Genomic DNA, 16,365 nt, shown 5'->3' on the forward strand with positions numbered 1-16,365 from the left:
GGTGACTGTCGATGAGTGAAACCGATCAGGAGCTCGCCCGCGACCTCGGTTTCCTCGAGGCGTACACGATTGGCCTGGGAACGATGATCGGAGCGGGGATTTTCGTCCTCCCGAGCATCGCTGCCCAGCAAGCAGGTCCGGCCAGTATGATTTCGTTTTTCGCCGGTGGGATCGTCTCGTTGCTGGCCGCGCTCTCCCTCTCGGAGCTGGCGACGGGGATGCCGAAGGCTGGCGGGAGCTACTACTACGTCAATCGCGCCCTCGGGCCATTCTTCGGGAGTATCGTCGGCTGGGGTATGTGGGCCGGACTCACCTTCGCGTCGGCGTTCTACATGATCGGCTTCGGTCAGTATCTCCTCCCCGGCCTCGGCCAGTATATTGGCTTCCTCGCTGGCTGGGGGCAGCTCGGAATTACTGTTGCTGCCCTCGTGATGGCGGCGCTACTGACCGCGGTCAACTATTACGGAGTCAAGGAGACCGGCTCGCTGCAGAACGTCATCGTCCTCACGCTCGTCGGCCTCATCGTCGCGTTCCTCGCGCTGGGCTTCATCAGTGGCCCGACCATCGGAGAGTTCAACCCGAACGGATGGCCGGCGGTCGCGGCGACGATCGGGACGGTGTACGTGACGTTCATCGGGTTTGAGGTAATCGCGACCAGCGCCGAGGAGATCAAGAACCCGAGTCGAAACCTCCCGCTCGCGATGATCGCGTCGGTAGTGACGCCGACGCTGATGTACGTCGGTGTAATGTTCGTCTCGACGGGCACCCTGTCGATAGACGCGCTCGCGACCTCCGAGGTCCCGGTTGCCGACGTTGCAACCGAATTCATGGGGTCGATAGGTGCGCTCGCGATGATCGTCGGTGCGGTCCTCGCGACAGTCTCGAGTGCGAACGCGAGCATCCTGTCGGCCGCCCGGGTCAACTTCGCGATGGGCCGAGACCGGATTCTCGTCAACTGGCTCAACGAAGTCCACGAACGCTTCCGAACGCCCTACCGGGCCATCTCGGCGACAGGGATCATCACACTCGTGCTGATCGCCATCGGCGTCGGGATCGGGACGCTCGCCGAGGTGGCGAGCTTCATGTACCTCGTCACGTACGCCCTCGTGCACGTCACTGTCGTTGTGTTGCGCCGGGCGAATCCGGAGGCGTACGACCCGGCGTTCCAGATTCCGTCGGTCCTGTATCCGGTCGTCCCGGTTGTCGGGATGCTGGCGTGTTTGGCCGTCCTCTTCCAGATGTCGGTCGAGTTCGTCCCGACTGTCGTCACGTTCGGGCCGGTCGAACTCGCCCTGCCCGTTACGCCGACACCGGTCGGTGCGATCGGGACGGTACTCGTCGCCTTCGGCATCGCCTGGTACTACCTCTACGCGCGGGACCGAGCCCTGAGCGAGAGTCTCGTCGGCGAGGCGATTGCGCCCGAACCGACGGCGGTCGCCAACGGTGACGACCGCTACCGTGTGGTGGTTCCGGTTGCGAATCCGGAAACGGAGCAAGACTTGCTCCGGATGGCTGCGGCCAGCGCGCATGCCCACGAAGACGAGAACGCCGAGGTCATCGCGGTGAACGTCATCGAGGTTCCCCGCCAGACGTCGCTCTCGCAGGATCTCGAATTCGAAGAGGAGCGGGTCGAACGGCAGCAGGAACTGCTGGACTCCGCTCGCGATATCGCCGCCGACCTCGATATCGGTCTGCAGACGCGGGCGATCGTCGGTCGCAATGCTGGCTCAGTCATTCTGGATGTCATCGAGGAGGAGAACGCGGATCACGTCCTCCTCGGCTGGCAAGGAACCCGAAGTCGTCGAGAGCACGTCCTCGGATCCACAATCGATCCCGTCATCGGACGCGCACCCTGTGATGCGACGCTCGTGAAACTCGGCTCCGAAGGTGAGCGTGGTGAGGGTGACATCATGGTTCTCGCCGGACGGGGTCCACACGCGCCGATTGCGGCCCGGCGAGCGTCGGAGTTCGTCGCAGCGGCCGACGACGCCTCGCTGACGCTGCTCAACGTACAGTCGCCGGAAACCGATACTGATGATGAGGGCTCCCCCACCGAGCGCGGTGAAGCGGTAATCGAGGAGCTAGCTGAACGCGCAGGAATTCAATATATGTCCTACGAGACCGAGATCAGAGTTGCTGAGGATACCGAACAGACGATTCTGGAAGCGGCGGCGGAATACGATACAGTCTGCGTCGGGGCGACTCGCTCCGGCGCGATTTCACAGGCTGTGTTCGGGTCGCTCCCGGAGACGATCGGCGAAGAAGTAGACAAGACGGTCGTGATGGCTCGCGGACCGGAGGAGTCGGCGATGTCGGTCCGTGAAGCGCTCCTGCGGCGACTGGAGGTGTAACCTATATGTACCTCATCATCATCGGCGCCGGCGACATCGGCACGCCACTCATCGATATTGCGACCAAGTCCGGCAACGAAGTCGTCGTCATCGAACGCGACGAAACCCGAGCGAATCGAGCGGCCGACGAGTTCGACTGTCTGGTGCTGAACGCCGATGCGACGTCGAAAGACACGTTAGACGATGCAGGGGCAGCCCAAGCTGATGCGCTCATCTCGACGACCGACCAGGACGCGACGAACGTGATGACCTGTCTGCTCGCGAAAGAGTTCGAGGTGCCCGCGATCCTCTCGGTCGTCCACAATCCCGAGCACATGGGGCTGTTCGAGCAGATCGGCGTGAACACGATGCAGAATCCCCAGCAACTCATCGCCGAGTACCTGTACCGCGCCGTGGCACGGCCGGCGATTGTCGACTATATGCGGATCGGGGACGATGCTGAAGTGTTCGAGATCACGGTCACTGACGAGGCACCAATCGCGGGGAAGACACTCAAGGAGGCTGCCCAATCGGGGCTGCTCACCGACGAGATGCTCGTCGTGGCGATCGAACGGGACGAAAACGACCACCCGATAACCCCGCGCGGTGAAACGACGATTCAGGCGGGCGATCTGCTAACTGTTTACTCCGGCGTCGGTGCGGACCCGGAGATTACGGACATCTTTGGCCACTATGAAGACCGGGAGGAGTGAGGTGTCCATGATTTCGTCCTGGCACCGCGCGAGCCAGCTACCAGTCATCACAGGGAACGTATGAACGGGGCTGTCGCGACCGTTGGGCGGGACCTCGGACGCATTCTGGAAGCGCTCGGTGGGTTGATGCTCATCTCGCTCGTCGTGCCAATCGTCTGGGGCGAGTACTTCGCGCTCCCGGCGCTACTGGTCTCTGCCCTCGTTCCGCTCGGCATCGGGTGGGTGCTCTACCGACGATTCGAGGGGGCGGAAGCTCCCGGTCGGTTCCACGGGATGATCGTTGCCGCGTCGGGGTGGTTCTCGGTGGGCATCTTCGGCTCGCTGCCGTTCCTCCTGATTGCGTGGAGCGTCCAGCTCGGCGTGCCTGGATTCTCAACGCCGGCGCAGACGGCGACGCTCGCGGCGTTCACCGAGCCGTTGAACGCCATCTTCGAGAGTATGAGCGGCTTCACCGGGACGGGTCTCACGATGACCGACAACGAGGAGGTGCTGCCGAAGACGCTGCAGTGGTGGCGGACGTTCTCCGAATGGGTTGGCGGCGTCGGCGTGATTGTCCTGACGACGGCGATTCTTTCACGTCCCGGGAGTGGCTCGTTGACGCTCTACGAGAGTGAGGCTCGCTCGAAGAAGATCCACCCGAGCATCGTCTCGACAGTACGGACGATCTGGTGGATCTTCATCCTGTTCACGTTCGGGTCGATTCTCGCCCTGTGGCTGGCAGGGATGCCAATCTGGGGGGCGATCAACCACGGGATGACGGGGCTCGCGACAGGCGGGTTCTCGATTACGGACAACTCGATTGCGACCTACGACAGCGTCGCAATTGACTTCGTACTGATTCCGATTATGCTACTCGGGAGCATCGCGTTCCCGGTCCATTACCTCATCCTCCAGGGCGACCTCCGGAACTTCTACTCGGATCTCCAGACGCGCTGGGTGTTCGGCTATATGGGCATCGGATCGGCGTTGTTGTGGGCGTTCCTCTACTTCGCCGGCCCCTACGAGACCCCGTTTGCGGCCCTGCGGTACGGCCTGTTCCAGTTCGTCTCGGCGGCGACCTGTACAGGCTTCCAGACAGCCGTCGACGCGACGAACGTCGCGCTCGGCCGGTGGCCGTCGTACGCACAGCTTACGGTCACCTTCGGAATGTTCGTCGGCGGGGCAGCGGGATCGACGGCGGGTGGTATCAAGCTCATTCGGGGCCTGACGCTCGTGAAGGGGATTCGCCACCAGATTGCGGACGTGTTCTACCCCGAGAGTGCAGTGCGTCGGCTGGAAATCAACAATCGGCGACTCAACGAGGAAGAGGCGAGTCGCGAATTTATGGAGGCCGCGATCATCGTCGTCCTCTGGAGTACGTTCCTCGTTTTAGGGACGTTCCTCCTGTTACTCACACTGCCGTCGGGGGAGTATTCGCTCGCGAACGTCCTCTTCGAGGTCGCCAGCGCCCAGGGGAACGTGGGCCTTTCGTCGGGGATTACCGGTCCTGACTCGCTGCCCACGATCGGGAAAATCGCGTTCCTCTTCCATATGTGGATCGGCCGGCTGGAAATCATCCCGGTCCTCGTGATGCTCCGAACGATCTTCAAGCGCGGAGGGGTCTACCGATGAAATCGCGTGACATCCCCGTTGTGTCTGCCGTGTTGGAGGCAGGGGCCGACGACCGGGTTTTCGACTCACTACTGCTCACCGGGCCGCTCGTCATCGGGCTGGTCGTCGTTTTCGGGCGGTCGCTCGTCACCGAGGCAGTCGCGATAGCCTATATCGCCGCATTCGTCGGGTACACGCTGTATCGAGGCGTTCGAACATAATCTCCAGTATGGGATGTCAACCGAGATTCCACCGAAATCGAGGCGCGCTCGATTAGCGGGGTTCCTCGAGCGATGGTTCCGCTGGGGTGCCATCTGGGGAACTCGGGGGATGCTCATTAGCGCGGTCCCTTTCTTAGGGTACATCGTAATTGGCGGTGTTCTGACCCTCGTCGAGAGCCGATGGGCACCAGAGAATTTCCTCTCGATGACGGCCGATCCCGGATTCGTGCTGACTGGGACGCTCGTCTGCCTGTTCATCGTCGAGGCTACGGCGTCGTTCATCCTGTACTATTTGCTCACAGGATTTGAAAACGAACGGTCGCAGTTAGTCCTCTTGATGAGCTACATCGGGCTCGGGTTCGGTGGGGCTGCCCTGCGAGTGTTTATCCCGTCCTGTATTGCGTTTCTGACGAGCTGGCTCTGACCCAGTGCTTCGGGGATTTCTATCTTTTCGATCCCTGAGGAGATCAGGCCAGATGAGAGATTTCCTCGGGTTCCTCGACGTCGTCGAACTCGCCGCGCTCGACGGGCCCCCAATCCTCACCTGGCTCCGGACTCCACCAGTCGACCTCGTAGGCGCCCGGTGCGCCGAGGATCTTCACGCGCGCCGACCCATCAGGCAGGTCGCGGCGCAGTTTCTCGTCGACGTGGAGGTTCCAGGTCGTGGTAGAATCGAAGCAGGCGAGCACGGCCTCCTCGTAGCCGCGCGTCTCTTGGGATTCTTGGAGTTCGACCTGGGTGTTGCAGTTCTTGCAGAACACCCCCTCGAACGGGATGTGAGTGAAGACCTCCTGCCCGCAGACGGGACACCAGAGGAACTCGAACAGTGCCTCGCTGTGTCGGTCAAGTACTTCGAGACTCATTGGTTGACTCACCCGGTTGTACCGGGCCACCACCTCGTGCCCGGCCGAAAAACAGCGCCCACCGCTCACTCACTCACCGTTCGGCGCCGTAGACGATGCGTGAGGGGGCTTCGTACCCACAGTCGGGGCAGTCGTACCATCGCTGGACTTTCGCCCCGTCTGGTGCCTTCTCGCCGACGCGAACGTCGTCGTTCGGACACTCCGGGCAGCTGAGGTCCGGGACCGGCCGCTCCCGGAGTTCGTCACGGAACGACGTCGCGTCCTTCGTCTCGTACCCCCGCGACCACACCGGATAGCCGTCGACGAGGATTGCTCCGCGCCACTTGTACCGGTAGGAATCCGGGGCTCGATGCAGGACGGCTCGCGCACCGGTCTCGGTGTTCCGATACGCAAGCGTCGGCGAGCGGCTCTCGCGTCGCCAGTTGGTGATCCTGGGCATTATTCAGAAGTGGACGTCAGCGGGTACGATCCAGAGCTCCTCACTTTCCTCGAGGAGTCGATCCAGCTGTCCACGGTGACGAATGCCGGTTCCGTGTTCGGTGTACAGGAAGATCGTCGGGCCGTCGTACGCACCGACCTGGTGGAAGGCGTGCCGGGCGAGGTCCTCGTCGCGCATGATCTCCTCGTCGGAGAGCTCGTCGATGGCCTCCTTCACCCGGTCGAGATTACGCTCGAATTCCTCCTTCGTCGCCTCCCAGCCACGCTCGAGCAGGTCCTGGCCGTCATCGGAGTCGACGGGGGCTGCCGTCGGCAACTCCCCCCATCGTGCCTTCCCCGCAACGGACGTGTCCTCCTCGTCGAAGGTCACATAGTAATCGAAGACGGCGCCGGCGTGTGGGTCCGCGCCGACCAAGCGGTCGAACACTGACTTTCCGGTGGCCAGCGCGTCGTCGTGCGTCGATGCCTCTACCAGAGCGTAAATCACCATATGCATCTCGAACACCTCGAAACGCCGACGCACCGGGAATCGTTGCTCGCTCCAGCTGCGCCGGCACCCATCGCCGGCGCTCGAAAAACTCTCCTCGTGACGGCGGATTCTTAGGATTCGTCCGCTCGTTCGACAGTGATGGTCAGGTCGCCCGACGCGTAATCTGCCTCGAAGTCGACCGCGAACGCATCCGCCTCATAGGCGGCGTGGTAGGCGCGGTGGCGTTCGAGCGAGCCAGTCGCCTTGAAGTGGAAGAATGCGGCCGCCGTGTAGGGCTTGCTCTGTGTTTCGACCTGTGACTCGACGGATGCGGGGAGCGCGATCTGGGGCGTCTCCGTGTCGATACTCGCAGCGAACTCCTTCGCTTCCTCGACGGTTGCTTGCGAATGTGCCGGTGTCTCGCCGGTGAGCACGTTCACCGGGGTTTCCGTCTCGTCGGTGAACAGGACGCCTTCGAAGGTGTGTGTCCCGAGGATCGCCTCGGGATCCAACTCGCAGTCGTGAAACGGGTCGTCGTCTGAGGTCATCGAATCACGAGCCTACGGCGGGGCTCACCCATTCCGACCCCTGAAAAACAGGAGCTGCCACGAAGCAGATCGACCTAAGAGTGGTTCAGGCTCGCCTTCTGGAAGGGTGACTCTCCGGTCGGAATGAGCAGCTCCTGTCGGTCTCCAACTTGCTCGGCCAGCTTTCGTTTCAGGTACTGCCTCGCCGTCGACGGCGTGAAGACGCCCTTGTCGAGCATATCGCCGACGACGTCTTTGAGGGCCGCGAACTGGCCCTGCAGGTGGCCGTCGCCGACCGGCTCGCCGTCGTACCAGCGCACTGTCGCGAGCGCGCCGTTCCCGACCGTCTCTCCCTGTTCGACTGTCTCCGAGTCGTACTGGAGGCCGAACCACAGCGTCCGATAGGCGGTCACCTCGAACGTCGTCGACACCACGAAGAACGCCTCGTGGTGGAGGTAGTCGAGATGGTCCGCGACGATCTCGTTGAGGGTGAGCCCGGTGGCACGGGGCTTCGGCTCGACGACCGTCGACGGTCGATTCTCGTCAGCGAGGTAGCCGTCGACCGCATCTGCCTCGAGGCCATCGGCAAGCTCTGCGAGGAGCTGTTTCGCCCACTTGGAGTCGGTGTCGTCGCCACCGAACGGCGATTCAGCCGAAATTCGGCGCTTGAGCTTCAGGTTCGCTGCGCCCCAATGGCTGTAGTGGAGCGTGTACTGTCCGTCTGTGCGTTCGTACGCAACGAGTGCGCGGTGTCCCATCGAGCAATCACCTCACGGGGCGACCGCGACTGGATCGCCCCGCACCCCTCTCGGGGGACGAACAACGCTACTCGTCGATCGGGTCGGGGGAACTGAGGTCCGCGTGGAGGACTTCGCCATCGCGAACGACGTACCGCTTGGCCAGGACTGGGAAGCGGCACTTGGTAAACCCCGCCGTCTGGATATCGAGTTCTTCGTCAGCTTCGAGGTGGTCGGCGAGTTCTCGCAGGAATTCGTGGGTCACGATCCCGCCTTCGTAGTCCGGGAGGCCGTTCTCCCGTGCCTCGTACACCTCGAAGTCGTCGTACCCCCAGATGATGAGCTCTCCGTCTTCGGTCACCTCCCAGTCGAGCGTCCCGAAGCAGTAGCTCTCACAGAGCTCGCGGACTGCCTGTGGATCCGATACGATCGCGCCGGTCGACGTCGTCGCAGCTTGCAGTGTGGCCATATCTGGACTTCACGAGGTCGCCCCCGCACCCCTGTCGGGGGCGATAAACCGACGCGAGAGGTGTCTCCCGAGGCGTGGCCGGCGACGCCAATTAGGAGTCTGCGTGGGCGTCCACCCCGGCTCCGTCGCCCGGCCGCGTGAGAAGGCTCACCTCTTCCAGGAGGTCTCTCGCGGTCTCGACTCGCTCTCGATCCGCGTCGTCCAATCGGTCGACGTCGAGTCGGTTGAGATTGCTGAGTATACGATGCATCCGGTACCCTTGTTTGAACTCTTGCTCCATCGGAAGCGCCTCACCGCTCGCTGGCGCGGAAAGACCCACCGTCGAGACTGGCGTCGGGCTTTCAGGAGATCGCGGCCTTAACCAACGGACCTCGACAGTTCTCGCAGGCTGTTGGTTAATCGACGCCGAGCACTGGGGCTACTCGAGATTGGGGCCGTAGCGAGCTGAGCCACACACCCGGCACTCCCAGATCGGTTGTCCTGTCCACGCCTCATCCGGGACCGACTCATGCGTTTTGAACCGATGGTCGGTCGCCCGTCCACAGGTTTGACACTCGAGTTCCTGCGTCGTCGGTACCGACGACGCCTGGCGATCAGCCGCAGCTTCGCCAGTAGATTCGGTCAGCGCTATCGCTGGAACCAGCCACACCGCATCGTCGGCGTCGTCGAGGACCGCGTCGAGACGCGACGCGTCGCGGATGCCGTCCCCACGCTGGTCGTAGAGGCGCGTCGGGGCCTGTTCCTGACGCTCCGACGCTTCCTGCCCGTGCCACCCAGCCCGGTCACGGGCGGCACTGAGAAGCTGCTCTCCCTCCGCTGAGGACACCTGTACCGCGTCGGGAAGTGAGGGCCATTGCTCGGCCAGCTGGCGAGCCGGTGCCTCGTCGAGATCGTAGATGAGCGTGTAGTCGTCGACGGCCGGCTCCGCCTCGTTGGCGGAGAGGAGGTTCGCTGCCGCGCCGCCCTTCGCGACGGCGCCGTAGAACGTGGTCGACTCGACGACTAGGTGGACGATACCGAGGACCGTCGTCGACGCTGACTCGCCCGTGCTGGTGGTGTCACTCTCGAGATGGTTGGTAAGACAGAACCGGCATTTCGTCTGTCCGTCTGGAACTGACGCCCCACAGGACCGGCACTCGCCGTCGGTGGCCGTCGGCGCAGCAGGATAGCCGTCAGTGCTCGTCGCGACACGTTGCCGTCTGGGGTTACCTTCGTACCCGTCGTCCAGCCTCGTGTCCGGAACGTGGGACGCCTCGCCGGTCGGCCGCAGTTCCTCAAAGTCTGAATATCTGTTATGCATCGGTTGGCTCATAGCTTCTGTCGGTTTCGTATTTCAATGTCCGGACGCGTATGCCCGTAAGGAACTCTTGATTATGCGAGAAGGTACAACCATATATGAGTATAAGGCACGAACACTATTGCAAGAGGTGCCACGCATGTCCGAATCCTCGCGAGATGGCGTTCAGTCGTGGGATAAGTCGATGAGTGCCCGCGACCGTATTCGAGCAGTCGCCGAGACCCTTCGGGAACCGCGGTCGGTCAACTGGATCAGCGAGCAGGCCGACGCCGCCTGGAGCACGACCAACGAGGAACTTCAGGATCTCGTCGACCAGGGCCAGTTGCGTCACGTCGAGGCCGGCGAGACGACTCGCTATCAGCCGGACTACACGCGCCTGCTCTTCGAGGAAATCCGTTCGCTCATTGAGGAGAACACGCGCGAGGAGCTGCGCAACGAATTGGCCGCGATCACCGAAGAGATCGAGAAGTGGCAGGCGACCTACGATGTCGAGACGTGGGAAGAGCTCGAACAGTCGCTTGCTGATGGCGATCTCTCAAGTGACGAACTTCACGAACGCCGTGACGTGATTACACGCTGGGAAGAGAACCTGGAGGACCGTCGCCTCATCAAGCACGCGTTGGTGCTCTACTCGGATGTCGAAGCTGCTCGCGAGCAGATGATGGACGTGGCTGACCGCGCCATGCGATAATGTCGCCTTACGGCGGGTTTGAGGCGCTATTCAACTGGTCGACGTTGTTGTCCTCGTACGCTGCCCGCCACATTGTGTGGACGGCACGCGTCACGAGTGAGACCTCAGTCACGTCGATACACGACGGTTCGGCGTCCGTCGTCGCGGCCGCGGGCGGGGGATGAAAGTGGATCTCGGGGGAGTGTGTGTTCGGGTGGCGATCGAAACGCCAGTTGACGTCGTTGCTATCGACGTAATGGAATGAATACATCCCCAGTTCGCTCCACTGGATATCGAGCCGAGCGCTCTCGGCATCGGCAAGCCCATCGCTGAGATTGATCTGCAGTTCCGTGGGAGCGACGACATCGTCGTACGCTGTGGCGTCAACGAGCGGTTCGAGGTCGAGCCAGAGGTCACGAATCCGCTGGAGTGCCGGAAGATAGATGGGTCCGAACTCGCCGGCGCGGTCGTCGTCGCTCATACAGCGAGCTGGTGCCTGGCCTCGTCGTACGCGAGTGCTGCTTGCGCGACGGCGAGGTTCTGTCGCGTCGTGCGCCACGCGGTGAGGTCATCCCAGCCCTTCGTCTCGTCGGCGTCAAGTTGCTGGGCGAGTTCTTCCGGGGACACCACATCGTACCGGTCCTCGTAGCGCCGGATCTCGGCCTTCATCTCCTGGATACTGTCAAGCAACTCCGGTCGAGTGACTTCCTCACGTAGCTCGCGGATCCGGGACATCAACACCCGATCACTGTTGCGCTTGTACAGCGTCGTTTGGCCCTCCTGTTCCGTCTCGGCGAAGCCCGTGTTCACGAGCGACTTACAGTGGCGACGCGCTGTCGGCTCGCTCACGAGGGCCCGCTCGCCGATCTTGGCTGCCGACTGCCCGTCGTGGGTCTGTTCAACGACTTCGTACACCCGCTCGAATGGCGTGGTGTCGTCTTTCCAGTCCGTTTTGACCTGCTCGTTGACGTCGTCCCACGTCTCGGTCATACTGGGTGCTACGCGGGCTAGAAACAAATAATTTTCTGAGAAAACTATCTCTTTTTGACTGTGTTCGTGCAGGAGCGTTCTCAGGCTACCTGCTCTTTTAGTGTCTCGTAATGCGCCTGGACAGTCGTCGGCGTGACGTTCCCGGACTCGGCGACAGCATACTGCGTCACCCACCGCCCCTGTTCTTGGCCGGCCGTGTAGAGACAGGCCGCGGCGAAGCCGGCCGGGTGGACGCCGGTCGTCACCCCCGCCTCCTCGGCTGCTTCGGCAAGTACTCGCGCCCGACGTCGGATCCGCTCCGGGCAGTCGAGGTCGGATGCCAGCCGTGGAATGTACATCGTCGGCCTCACGGGTTTGGCTGGGAGTCCCAGCTCCTTGTTGAGTGTCTTGTACGCGTTCGTGACCCGCGATTCTGCGACCGTCGCCACCGTCAGAATGTCGTCGAGGAGCTGCGACCGGCCGTTGCACCGGCAGGCCCCGTGGACGCTGGCCGCGGCGATCGCCTCGATAGATCTGCCACGAAGCAGATCCTCGTTTTGCGCGCTCCTGAAGAGCTGGCACGCCTGATCGCGAATCGACTCGGAGAGCTCGAGGGCACTCGCCAACCGGCGCACTTCGCCCAGCCCGTGTGCGAGGTTCCGTTCCGCTTTCGACTGAAACCGCCCACGGGTCTGCTCACGGCGCATCCGCGCGAGTCGCCGTCGCTTCTGCCCGGAAAGTTCGTTCCCGTTCGCGTCGGTGCCGCGACCGATTTCCGTCGACAGGCCGCGATCGTGGCGGGCCGCAGTGAGTGGGGCACCCGTCCGGTCGCGCTCGTCTTCGTCGAACCCTCGCCACTCTGGCCCGTGGTCGAGACGTTGCTCCTCAATAACGAGGCCACAGTCCTCGCAGACGGTTTCGACTGCGTTGGTGGTGACCCGGCCGTCGCACTCGGGACACTGATTCGACTCCGTGTCGGTCTGGACGTCTTCGTCGAACGCTGTCTCGTAGATGTCTCTGGTTGCCATGGATACACACGAGGGAATACACGCGCATCGCGTCTCTCGGATTGCCCTCATCCATCAGGGGGCACATACACACCACAGGGGGCGGTGGTGACACCGATGGACCGCGGTGGCGAAAGCCCGGCCGCGCAACGGCGCCCTGGCGCCGTGAGCTGCCCGGACCGTGGAGGTGGTGGGAGGTGGCGGTGACCGCGTACACACCAGCAAAAAAGGGGGAACGATGACCGGCTATTCCCACCACCGACCGCGCTCTGGGAAATGAATCGTAGTCCACCCGGTAACGGCCAGTGAGACGCGCCCATCGTACCAGTTCCGGGCCGCCTTGTGAATACGCACCTGCTCACCCTCTTCAATCCACGGCGCATCTGATTTCTCCCAAATCGTCACCTTCGTTTTCCCACTGTCGTCCGCGATCAGCCCGACTTGAGCGATGGCCGGCGAGTCCGCATCCCAGAGTACCTCGACCCGACCCTCAACGCACACCTCTTTGCGATTGATGTCCTCGATCTTCCCGATGGGAATCACCGTCCCAGGTGCCGTCTGTAACTCCTCGAACACCCCGACGACTGCACTCGTCAGGTCTTTCCCACCGACGACGGCTTCACCCAGCCGCCGGCCAATCGCTGCTCGCGACCAGCCATCCAACTTCTCGGCCAACCGCATCGACTGTTTGTTCACCGCTGCCAACTGCTCCTGCGTGAGCTCTGCACGGGGATCGTCTCGCTCCGGGTCCGCTATCGGATTCACGCTCGCCGCCCGCTTCTGGAACTCCACACGCCTCTCAGCGCTCCGCTTCGCTGCGATGTCTCGCGTCCGCTTCGCGCGTCCCTCCTGTGTTCCCAGTTCGGCTTGGGCACTGATGCGCTCCAGTTCGGCTTCCCGCGCCCGAATGCGCTCCTCCTGTTCGAGGGTAACACCGTGAATCCGGTCCTCGCTCGTGTCCGCGATCCCGTCCGGGTGGTTCGCATCCACCTTCGCCTGCGTCTCCTGCTCGACCGCCGCCTCGAACTCCGGCGTCTCGTCGACGACCGGGAAGCCATCTTCATCGACCGCCTGCTCGCCCGCGTTCTCGAATGCCTGTTCATCCACCGTAACGACCTTGCTACTAGAGCTGTTACTTGACATTGGGACTTCACCAAGTTCCGAAGGCGCTCACGCGCCGACACCGCGATGCTGCTACATCGCGGTTTTCCGACGACAACGACCGACAGAACCATCTGCGCGCTCTCGCTCGCGCCTTCGCGAGCGCCCTACCGGGCGCGAGCGAGAGCGCGCCTGCATGAGGTGGCCCCAACCAGCACCGCGCGCCGACCCGCCCGGAGCGAGCGGCCAGCGGAGAAAGCGTGGGGGGTGAGCAGCTACGCCGCGCAACCCCTCGCGCTTTCCCGCTGGCGTCGAGGGCACATGCACTTTAGCCCGGAACGGGCGCGGGCGGTGTGGAGAGCGCCCGCATGCCCGGAATGGTCGGTCGCGAGCGACGCGGAGGGCGGCAGCGGCGAGCGGGGCGGGCCGTGACGCACACACCTGTCCAGCCGGCCGCGACACTCGGTGACCCAGCTACCGTCCTGGTGGACTCAGAAAGGGCGAGGTCGTCTCGGTCGTCCCCCGACCCCGCAAGCACCGCAGGCACGAGGCGCGCAGCGGTGGTCGCGGGATGCCGAGCGGCCGAGGGCTTTCGAGTGGCGTCGCCGGCACTAGGTGTTCGGCATCGCCATTCGGAGACCTGTTACTCGTCGAGACGCTGAAGCAATTGCGAGACGTAGGGACTATTCTCCCAGCTCCGATGCGGGCTGATCGTCGTGAGCAGGGTTCGAGCCGCCTCGTGGCTCAGATGTCCGTTCCGAGCGTAGTCGACGATGAGTCGCGGCGTCGGGACGATCCGTGGGCCCTGCAACACGGCGTGAATCAGCGGGAAGTTCGTCCCACCGAACTCGTCGGTGAGAAAGCCGTCGACGTCGAGCGCGTTCGCGAGGACGATCCCGTCGGTTTCGCCGTCATCGAGGCCGAACGTCGGCCGAGAGTCTGGCGTTTCATCGCGGTCGTATGGATCTTCGACCGTGTAGTGGCCACGGGCCGCGAGGGCGTTACTCGCGGCTGCGGCGTGGATGTCCTGATACTGCGTGATGTCGCGGAGTTCTGTAACGACTTCCGGAGGGACGAACACCTCACACGAGGTGAGCAGATACTGGAACGGGTCGGGAACATCGGTACCGACGGCCGCGTCGGCTCGGGGAACCGCGAGACTAACAAGCGCGCTGGTGTCGGCGACGATCGTTCGCAACCGCCGGCCGCTCATCGCTCGTCGTCGCCTGCGGGCTCAACCACCGTCGCGTCGCCATCGTAGATGTCGACGTCGTCGGGGGCAGCGAGATTGAGTGGTTCATCCTCGAGATCCGCTTTGAGAAGCCGGAGGCGCTGGGCGGTCTCGGCGCCGACCAACTGCTTGACTGTCTCGAACTCAAGCTGGTCGTCGTAGTACTTCGTCGCGACCAACTCCTGAAATGTCTCGCTGTCGGCCGTGTCTTCGATGTACTCCCGAATCGCCTCGACAAGCAGATCCGTCCGATCCTTATCGAAGAGCTCCGCGATCGCATCCAGCCGGTCGACGAGATACTCCGGCGACTGGAAATGGACCCGTCGCGGATCATCACTTGCGCTCATTCCATGTGCACGTTCTGCACATAGAGTGATAACCGTTTCGACGTTTGCACAGAGCTTACACATCGAAGCCCTGACGGGACCGTCCCGCCAGTCTCAGCCGTCGTCCTGTGCGTTCAGCTCCTCGAGGAACCAGCTGGCTACCGTCCCAATCCGAACGCCGTCGACATTACGCATCTCAAGACCGTTCGTGGCGGTTCGGAACGGTTCGTTGTCGACGAGGATACGGTGGATGACTGTGCGGACGGGATCGGTCCCGTAGGTATCGATAACGGTCGCCATCGTCCTGTCGAAATGGGTATCCTCGTGCTCCGTTCGCGGGTTCTGCGCCCGGTGGACCACGAGGTCGATCACATCGTCGACCGATGCGTGGTCAGGATCCCCGGTTTGCTCACGAACGTCATAGCGGGGCTCTGTATCAGACATATCCAGTCACTCAGTGGCATTGCCGTCCGTATCACTCGTCACTGGGTCGGCTCTTCGTTGCCGGCGGGCCTCTGTAAGGAGCTCCTCGAGCGTTGCGACCTGATCGATCTCCGCGAGCTCATCGGTGATCTCGTCGATGAGTGCGGCTCGCTCGACGGCAGTCTCGTCGCCCGCGGTCGTGTCGATCGATTCAATGCGGAGCTGCCGCATTTCGTGCCAGCCACAGTCCCAACAGTCTCGGCTCACCTCGATCCGCTCATCCTCTTCTGCTGCAAGGACTGCGTCGGACAGCGACGTCGAAAGCGGCCGGTCCGGTCCGACCTCGAGGGTGACTGGAGAGCCGCATGCGGGGCAATCCATAGGCATCCTGAGGAGCCCTCACCAGTTGAAGATAGTGGATCTACCGCCGTGTCACCCGTGTCGACGACTGCTCGGTGCGTCAGTCTGTGACGACGTGCGCCCCGAGGTCGCGCGTCCAGTATGTTGCGAGCCCGCCGGGACTACAGCGAGCGCACAGTTGCAATGGGCCTTCCAAATGTCCCAGTTCGACCCGGAACCGGGTGAGAGCCCCGAGCGTGTGGACGACCAGTCCACAGCCGTCACAGTCGTTGTGATCGCGCTTATCGGGTCCGGCTCCGTCTGAATCGCGCAGTCGACGCAGATCGGGTAGGTGACCCGCTCGTCCTGGCCCCCGGTGTGGGCCTCGCCAGCCTCGGTACCTGGCGGGGCGTCGCAGAACGCACATCCGTTGAGTTCCCGGCAGGTCCATGCAGGAATGTTCGCTTGCTTCCCCGACATCTGCTCTCAGCGTCGCTCCAGTTCCTACTCCTGCCAGAAATGACGTCTCCCGCGCGAACCGATTCAGTGTGACAGCACACTAATTATCCCGCTCTCCCCCGACCGAACAGCTCTGGAAGGGAAGACTACTGCCGGCGGAACAACCCTATGCGACCCCACATCCGG

The 16,365-nt window shown here is 62.9% G+C and carries 22 protein-coding genes and 1 pseudogene; 6 read left to right on the forward strand and 17 right to left on the reverse strand.

The features are described from left to right. Window positions 1-11: 11 nt before the first annotated feature. The 5 genes from HPS36_RS16120 (at window position 12) to HPS36_RS16140 (ending at window position 5,278) form a co-directional block, all read left to right on the forward strand. Complete coding sequence (locus HPS36_RS16120) at window positions 12-2,351, forward strand: amino acid permease (protein ID WP_144906802.1); 2,340 nt, start codon at window positions 12-14, stop codon at window positions 2,349-2,351. Between the two features lie 5 nt (window positions 2,352-2,356). Continuing rightward, window positions 2,357-3,043: a potassium channel family protein gene (locus HPS36_RS16125; protein ID WP_173230987.1), complete on the forward strand. Its 687-nt coding sequence runs from the start codon at window positions 2,357-2,359 to the stop codon at window positions 3,041-3,043. Between the two features lie 60 nt (window positions 3,044-3,103). Then, on the forward strand, window positions 3,104-4,654 hold the full coding sequence (locus tag HPS36_RS16130; RefSeq protein WP_173230988.1) for a TrkH family potassium uptake protein: 1,551 nt from the start codon (window positions 3,104-3,106) through the stop codon (window positions 4,652-4,654). After that, complete coding sequence (locus HPS36_RS16135) at window positions 4,651-4,854, forward strand: hypothetical protein (RefSeq protein ID WP_173230989.1); 204 nt, start codon at window positions 4,651-4,653, stop codon at window positions 4,852-4,854. The genes HPS36_RS16130 and HPS36_RS16135 overlap by 4 nt, the downstream gene beginning before the upstream one ends. A gap of 205 nt (window positions 4,855-5,059) precedes the next feature. Continuing rightward, the gene (locus tag HPS36_RS16140; RefSeq protein WP_173230990.1) at window positions 5,060-5,278 is read left to right on the forward strand and encodes a hypothetical protein; all 219 of its coding nucleotides are present in this window, start codon (window positions 5,060-5,062) and stop codon (window positions 5,276-5,278) included. Window positions 5,279-5,321: 43 nt separating this feature from the next. Here the strand turns inward: HPS36_RS16140 and HPS36_RS16145 are convergent, their stop codons facing one another. The 8 genes from HPS36_RS16145 to HPS36_RS16180 all read right to left on the reverse strand — a co-directional run bounded on the left by HPS36_RS16145 (window position 5,322) and on the right by HPS36_RS16180 (window position 9,657). Then, window positions 5,322-5,717 carry a DUF7567 family protein gene (locus tag HPS36_RS16145; RefSeq protein WP_173230991.1) on the reverse strand — a complete coding sequence of 132 codons (396 nt, stop codon included), beginning with the start codon at window positions 5,715-5,717 and terminating at the stop codon, window positions 5,322-5,324. A gap of 73 nt (window positions 5,718-5,790) precedes the next feature. Beyond that, window positions 5,791-6,156, reverse strand: a complete 366-nt coding sequence (locus tag HPS36_RS16150) for a DUF7568 family protein (RefSeq protein WP_173230992.1) — start codon at window positions 6,154-6,156, stop codon at window positions 5,791-5,793. Window positions 6,157-6,159: 3 nt separating this feature from the next. Further along, window positions 6,160-6,651 (reverse strand): hypothetical protein, encoded by a 492-nt coding sequence (locus tag HPS36_RS16155; protein ID WP_173231052.1) that lies wholly within the window; start codon window positions 6,649-6,651, stop codon window positions 6,160-6,162. A gap of 104 nt (window positions 6,652-6,755) precedes the next feature. Continuing rightward, complete coding sequence (locus HPS36_RS16160; protein ID WP_095637987.1) at window positions 6,756-7,172, reverse strand: hypothetical protein; 417 nt, start codon at window positions 7,170-7,172, stop codon at window positions 6,756-6,758. A gap of 74 nt (window positions 7,173-7,246) precedes the next feature. Then, window positions 7,247-7,909 (reverse strand): DUF6735 family protein, encoded by a 663-nt coding sequence (locus tag HPS36_RS16165; RefSeq protein WP_173230993.1) that lies wholly within the window; start codon window positions 7,907-7,909, stop codon window positions 7,247-7,249. Between the two features lie 67 nt (window positions 7,910-7,976). After that, entirely contained in the window at window positions 7,977-8,357 is a 381-nt protein-coding gene (locus HPS36_RS16170; RefSeq protein ID WP_173230994.1) for a hypothetical protein, read from the reverse strand. Window positions 8,358-8,448: 91 nt separating this feature from the next. After that, complete coding sequence (locus HPS36_RS16175; protein ID WP_173230995.1) at window positions 8,449-8,637, reverse strand: hypothetical protein; 189 nt, start codon at window positions 8,635-8,637, stop codon at window positions 8,449-8,451. A gap of 138 nt (window positions 8,638-8,775) precedes the next feature. After that, window positions 8,776-9,657 (reverse strand): biosurfactant protein 1, encoded by an 882-nt coding sequence (locus HPS36_RS16180; RefSeq protein ID WP_173231053.1) that lies wholly within the window; start codon window positions 9,655-9,657, stop codon window positions 8,776-8,778. Window positions 9,658-9,793: 136 nt separating this feature from the next. Here HPS36_RS16180 and HPS36_RS16185 point away from each other — a divergent pair, with 136 nt between their 5' ends. Continuing rightward, complete coding sequence (locus HPS36_RS16185) at window positions 9,794-10,345, forward strand: DUF7342 family protein (protein ID WP_173230996.1); 552 nt, start codon at window positions 9,794-9,796, stop codon at window positions 10,343-10,345. A 7-nt stretch (window positions 10,346-10,352) separates the two neighbouring features. On the opposite strand, the gene HPS36_RS16190 is transcribed toward HPS36_RS16185, so the two are convergent. The 9 genes and pseudogenes from HPS36_RS16190 to HPS36_RS16230 form a co-directional block, all read right to left on the reverse strand. Next, window positions 10,353-10,805 carry a hypothetical protein gene (locus HPS36_RS16190; protein WP_173230997.1) on the reverse strand — a complete coding sequence of 151 codons (453 nt, stop codon included), beginning with the start codon at window positions 10,803-10,805 and terminating at the stop codon, window positions 10,353-10,355. After that, window positions 10,802-11,314, reverse strand: coding sequence for a DUF7342 family protein (locus tag HPS36_RS16195; RefSeq protein WP_173230998.1), 513 nt, complete (start codon window positions 11,312-11,314; stop codon window positions 10,802-10,804). Before HPS36_RS16195 ends, HPS36_RS16190 begins: the two co-directional genes overlap by 4 nt. 80 nt (window positions 11,315-11,394) lie before the next feature. Next, entirely contained in the window at window positions 11,395-12,321 is a 927-nt protein-coding gene (locus HPS36_RS16200) for a transcription initiation factor IIB (RefSeq protein ID WP_173230999.1), read from the reverse strand. A gap of 225 nt (window positions 12,322-12,546) precedes the next feature. Further along, a complete protein-coding gene (locus HPS36_RS16205; RefSeq protein WP_173231000.1) occupies window positions 12,547-13,443 on the reverse strand; it encodes a replication factor A in 897 nt (298 codons plus the stop codon). 601 nt (window positions 13,444-14,044) lie between these two features. After that, complete coding sequence (locus HPS36_RS16210; RefSeq protein ID WP_173231001.1) at window positions 14,045-14,614, reverse strand: hypothetical protein; 570 nt, start codon at window positions 14,612-14,614, stop codon at window positions 14,045-14,047. Then, window positions 14,611-14,979: a ribbon-helix-helix domain-containing protein gene (locus HPS36_RS16215; protein ID WP_173231002.1), complete on the reverse strand. Its 369-nt coding sequence runs from the start codon at window positions 14,977-14,979 to the stop codon at window positions 14,611-14,613. The genes HPS36_RS16210 and HPS36_RS16215 overlap by 4 nt, the downstream gene beginning before the upstream one ends. 93 nt (window positions 14,980-15,072) lie before the next feature. Next, the gene (locus tag HPS36_RS16220) at window positions 15,073-15,402 is read right to left on the reverse strand and encodes a hypothetical protein (protein WP_173231003.1); all 330 of its coding nucleotides are present in this window, start codon (window positions 15,400-15,402) and stop codon (window positions 15,073-15,075) included. 6 nt (window positions 15,403-15,408) lie between these two features. Next, window positions 15,409-15,762, reverse strand: a complete 354-nt coding sequence (locus HPS36_RS16225; RefSeq protein WP_173231004.1) for a hypothetical protein — start codon at window positions 15,760-15,762, stop codon at window positions 15,409-15,411. Between the two features lie 79 nt (window positions 15,763-15,841). After that, window positions 15,842-16,200, reverse strand: a pseudogene (locus tag HPS36_RS16230) (DUF7558 family protein). Window positions 16,201-16,365: the final 165 nt, after the last annotated feature.

The sequence above is a fragment of the Halorubrum salinarum genome (genome assembly GCF_013267195.1).
Lineage (GTDB): Archaea > Halobacteriota > Halobacteria > Halobacteriales > Haloferacaceae > Halorubrum > Halorubrum salinarum.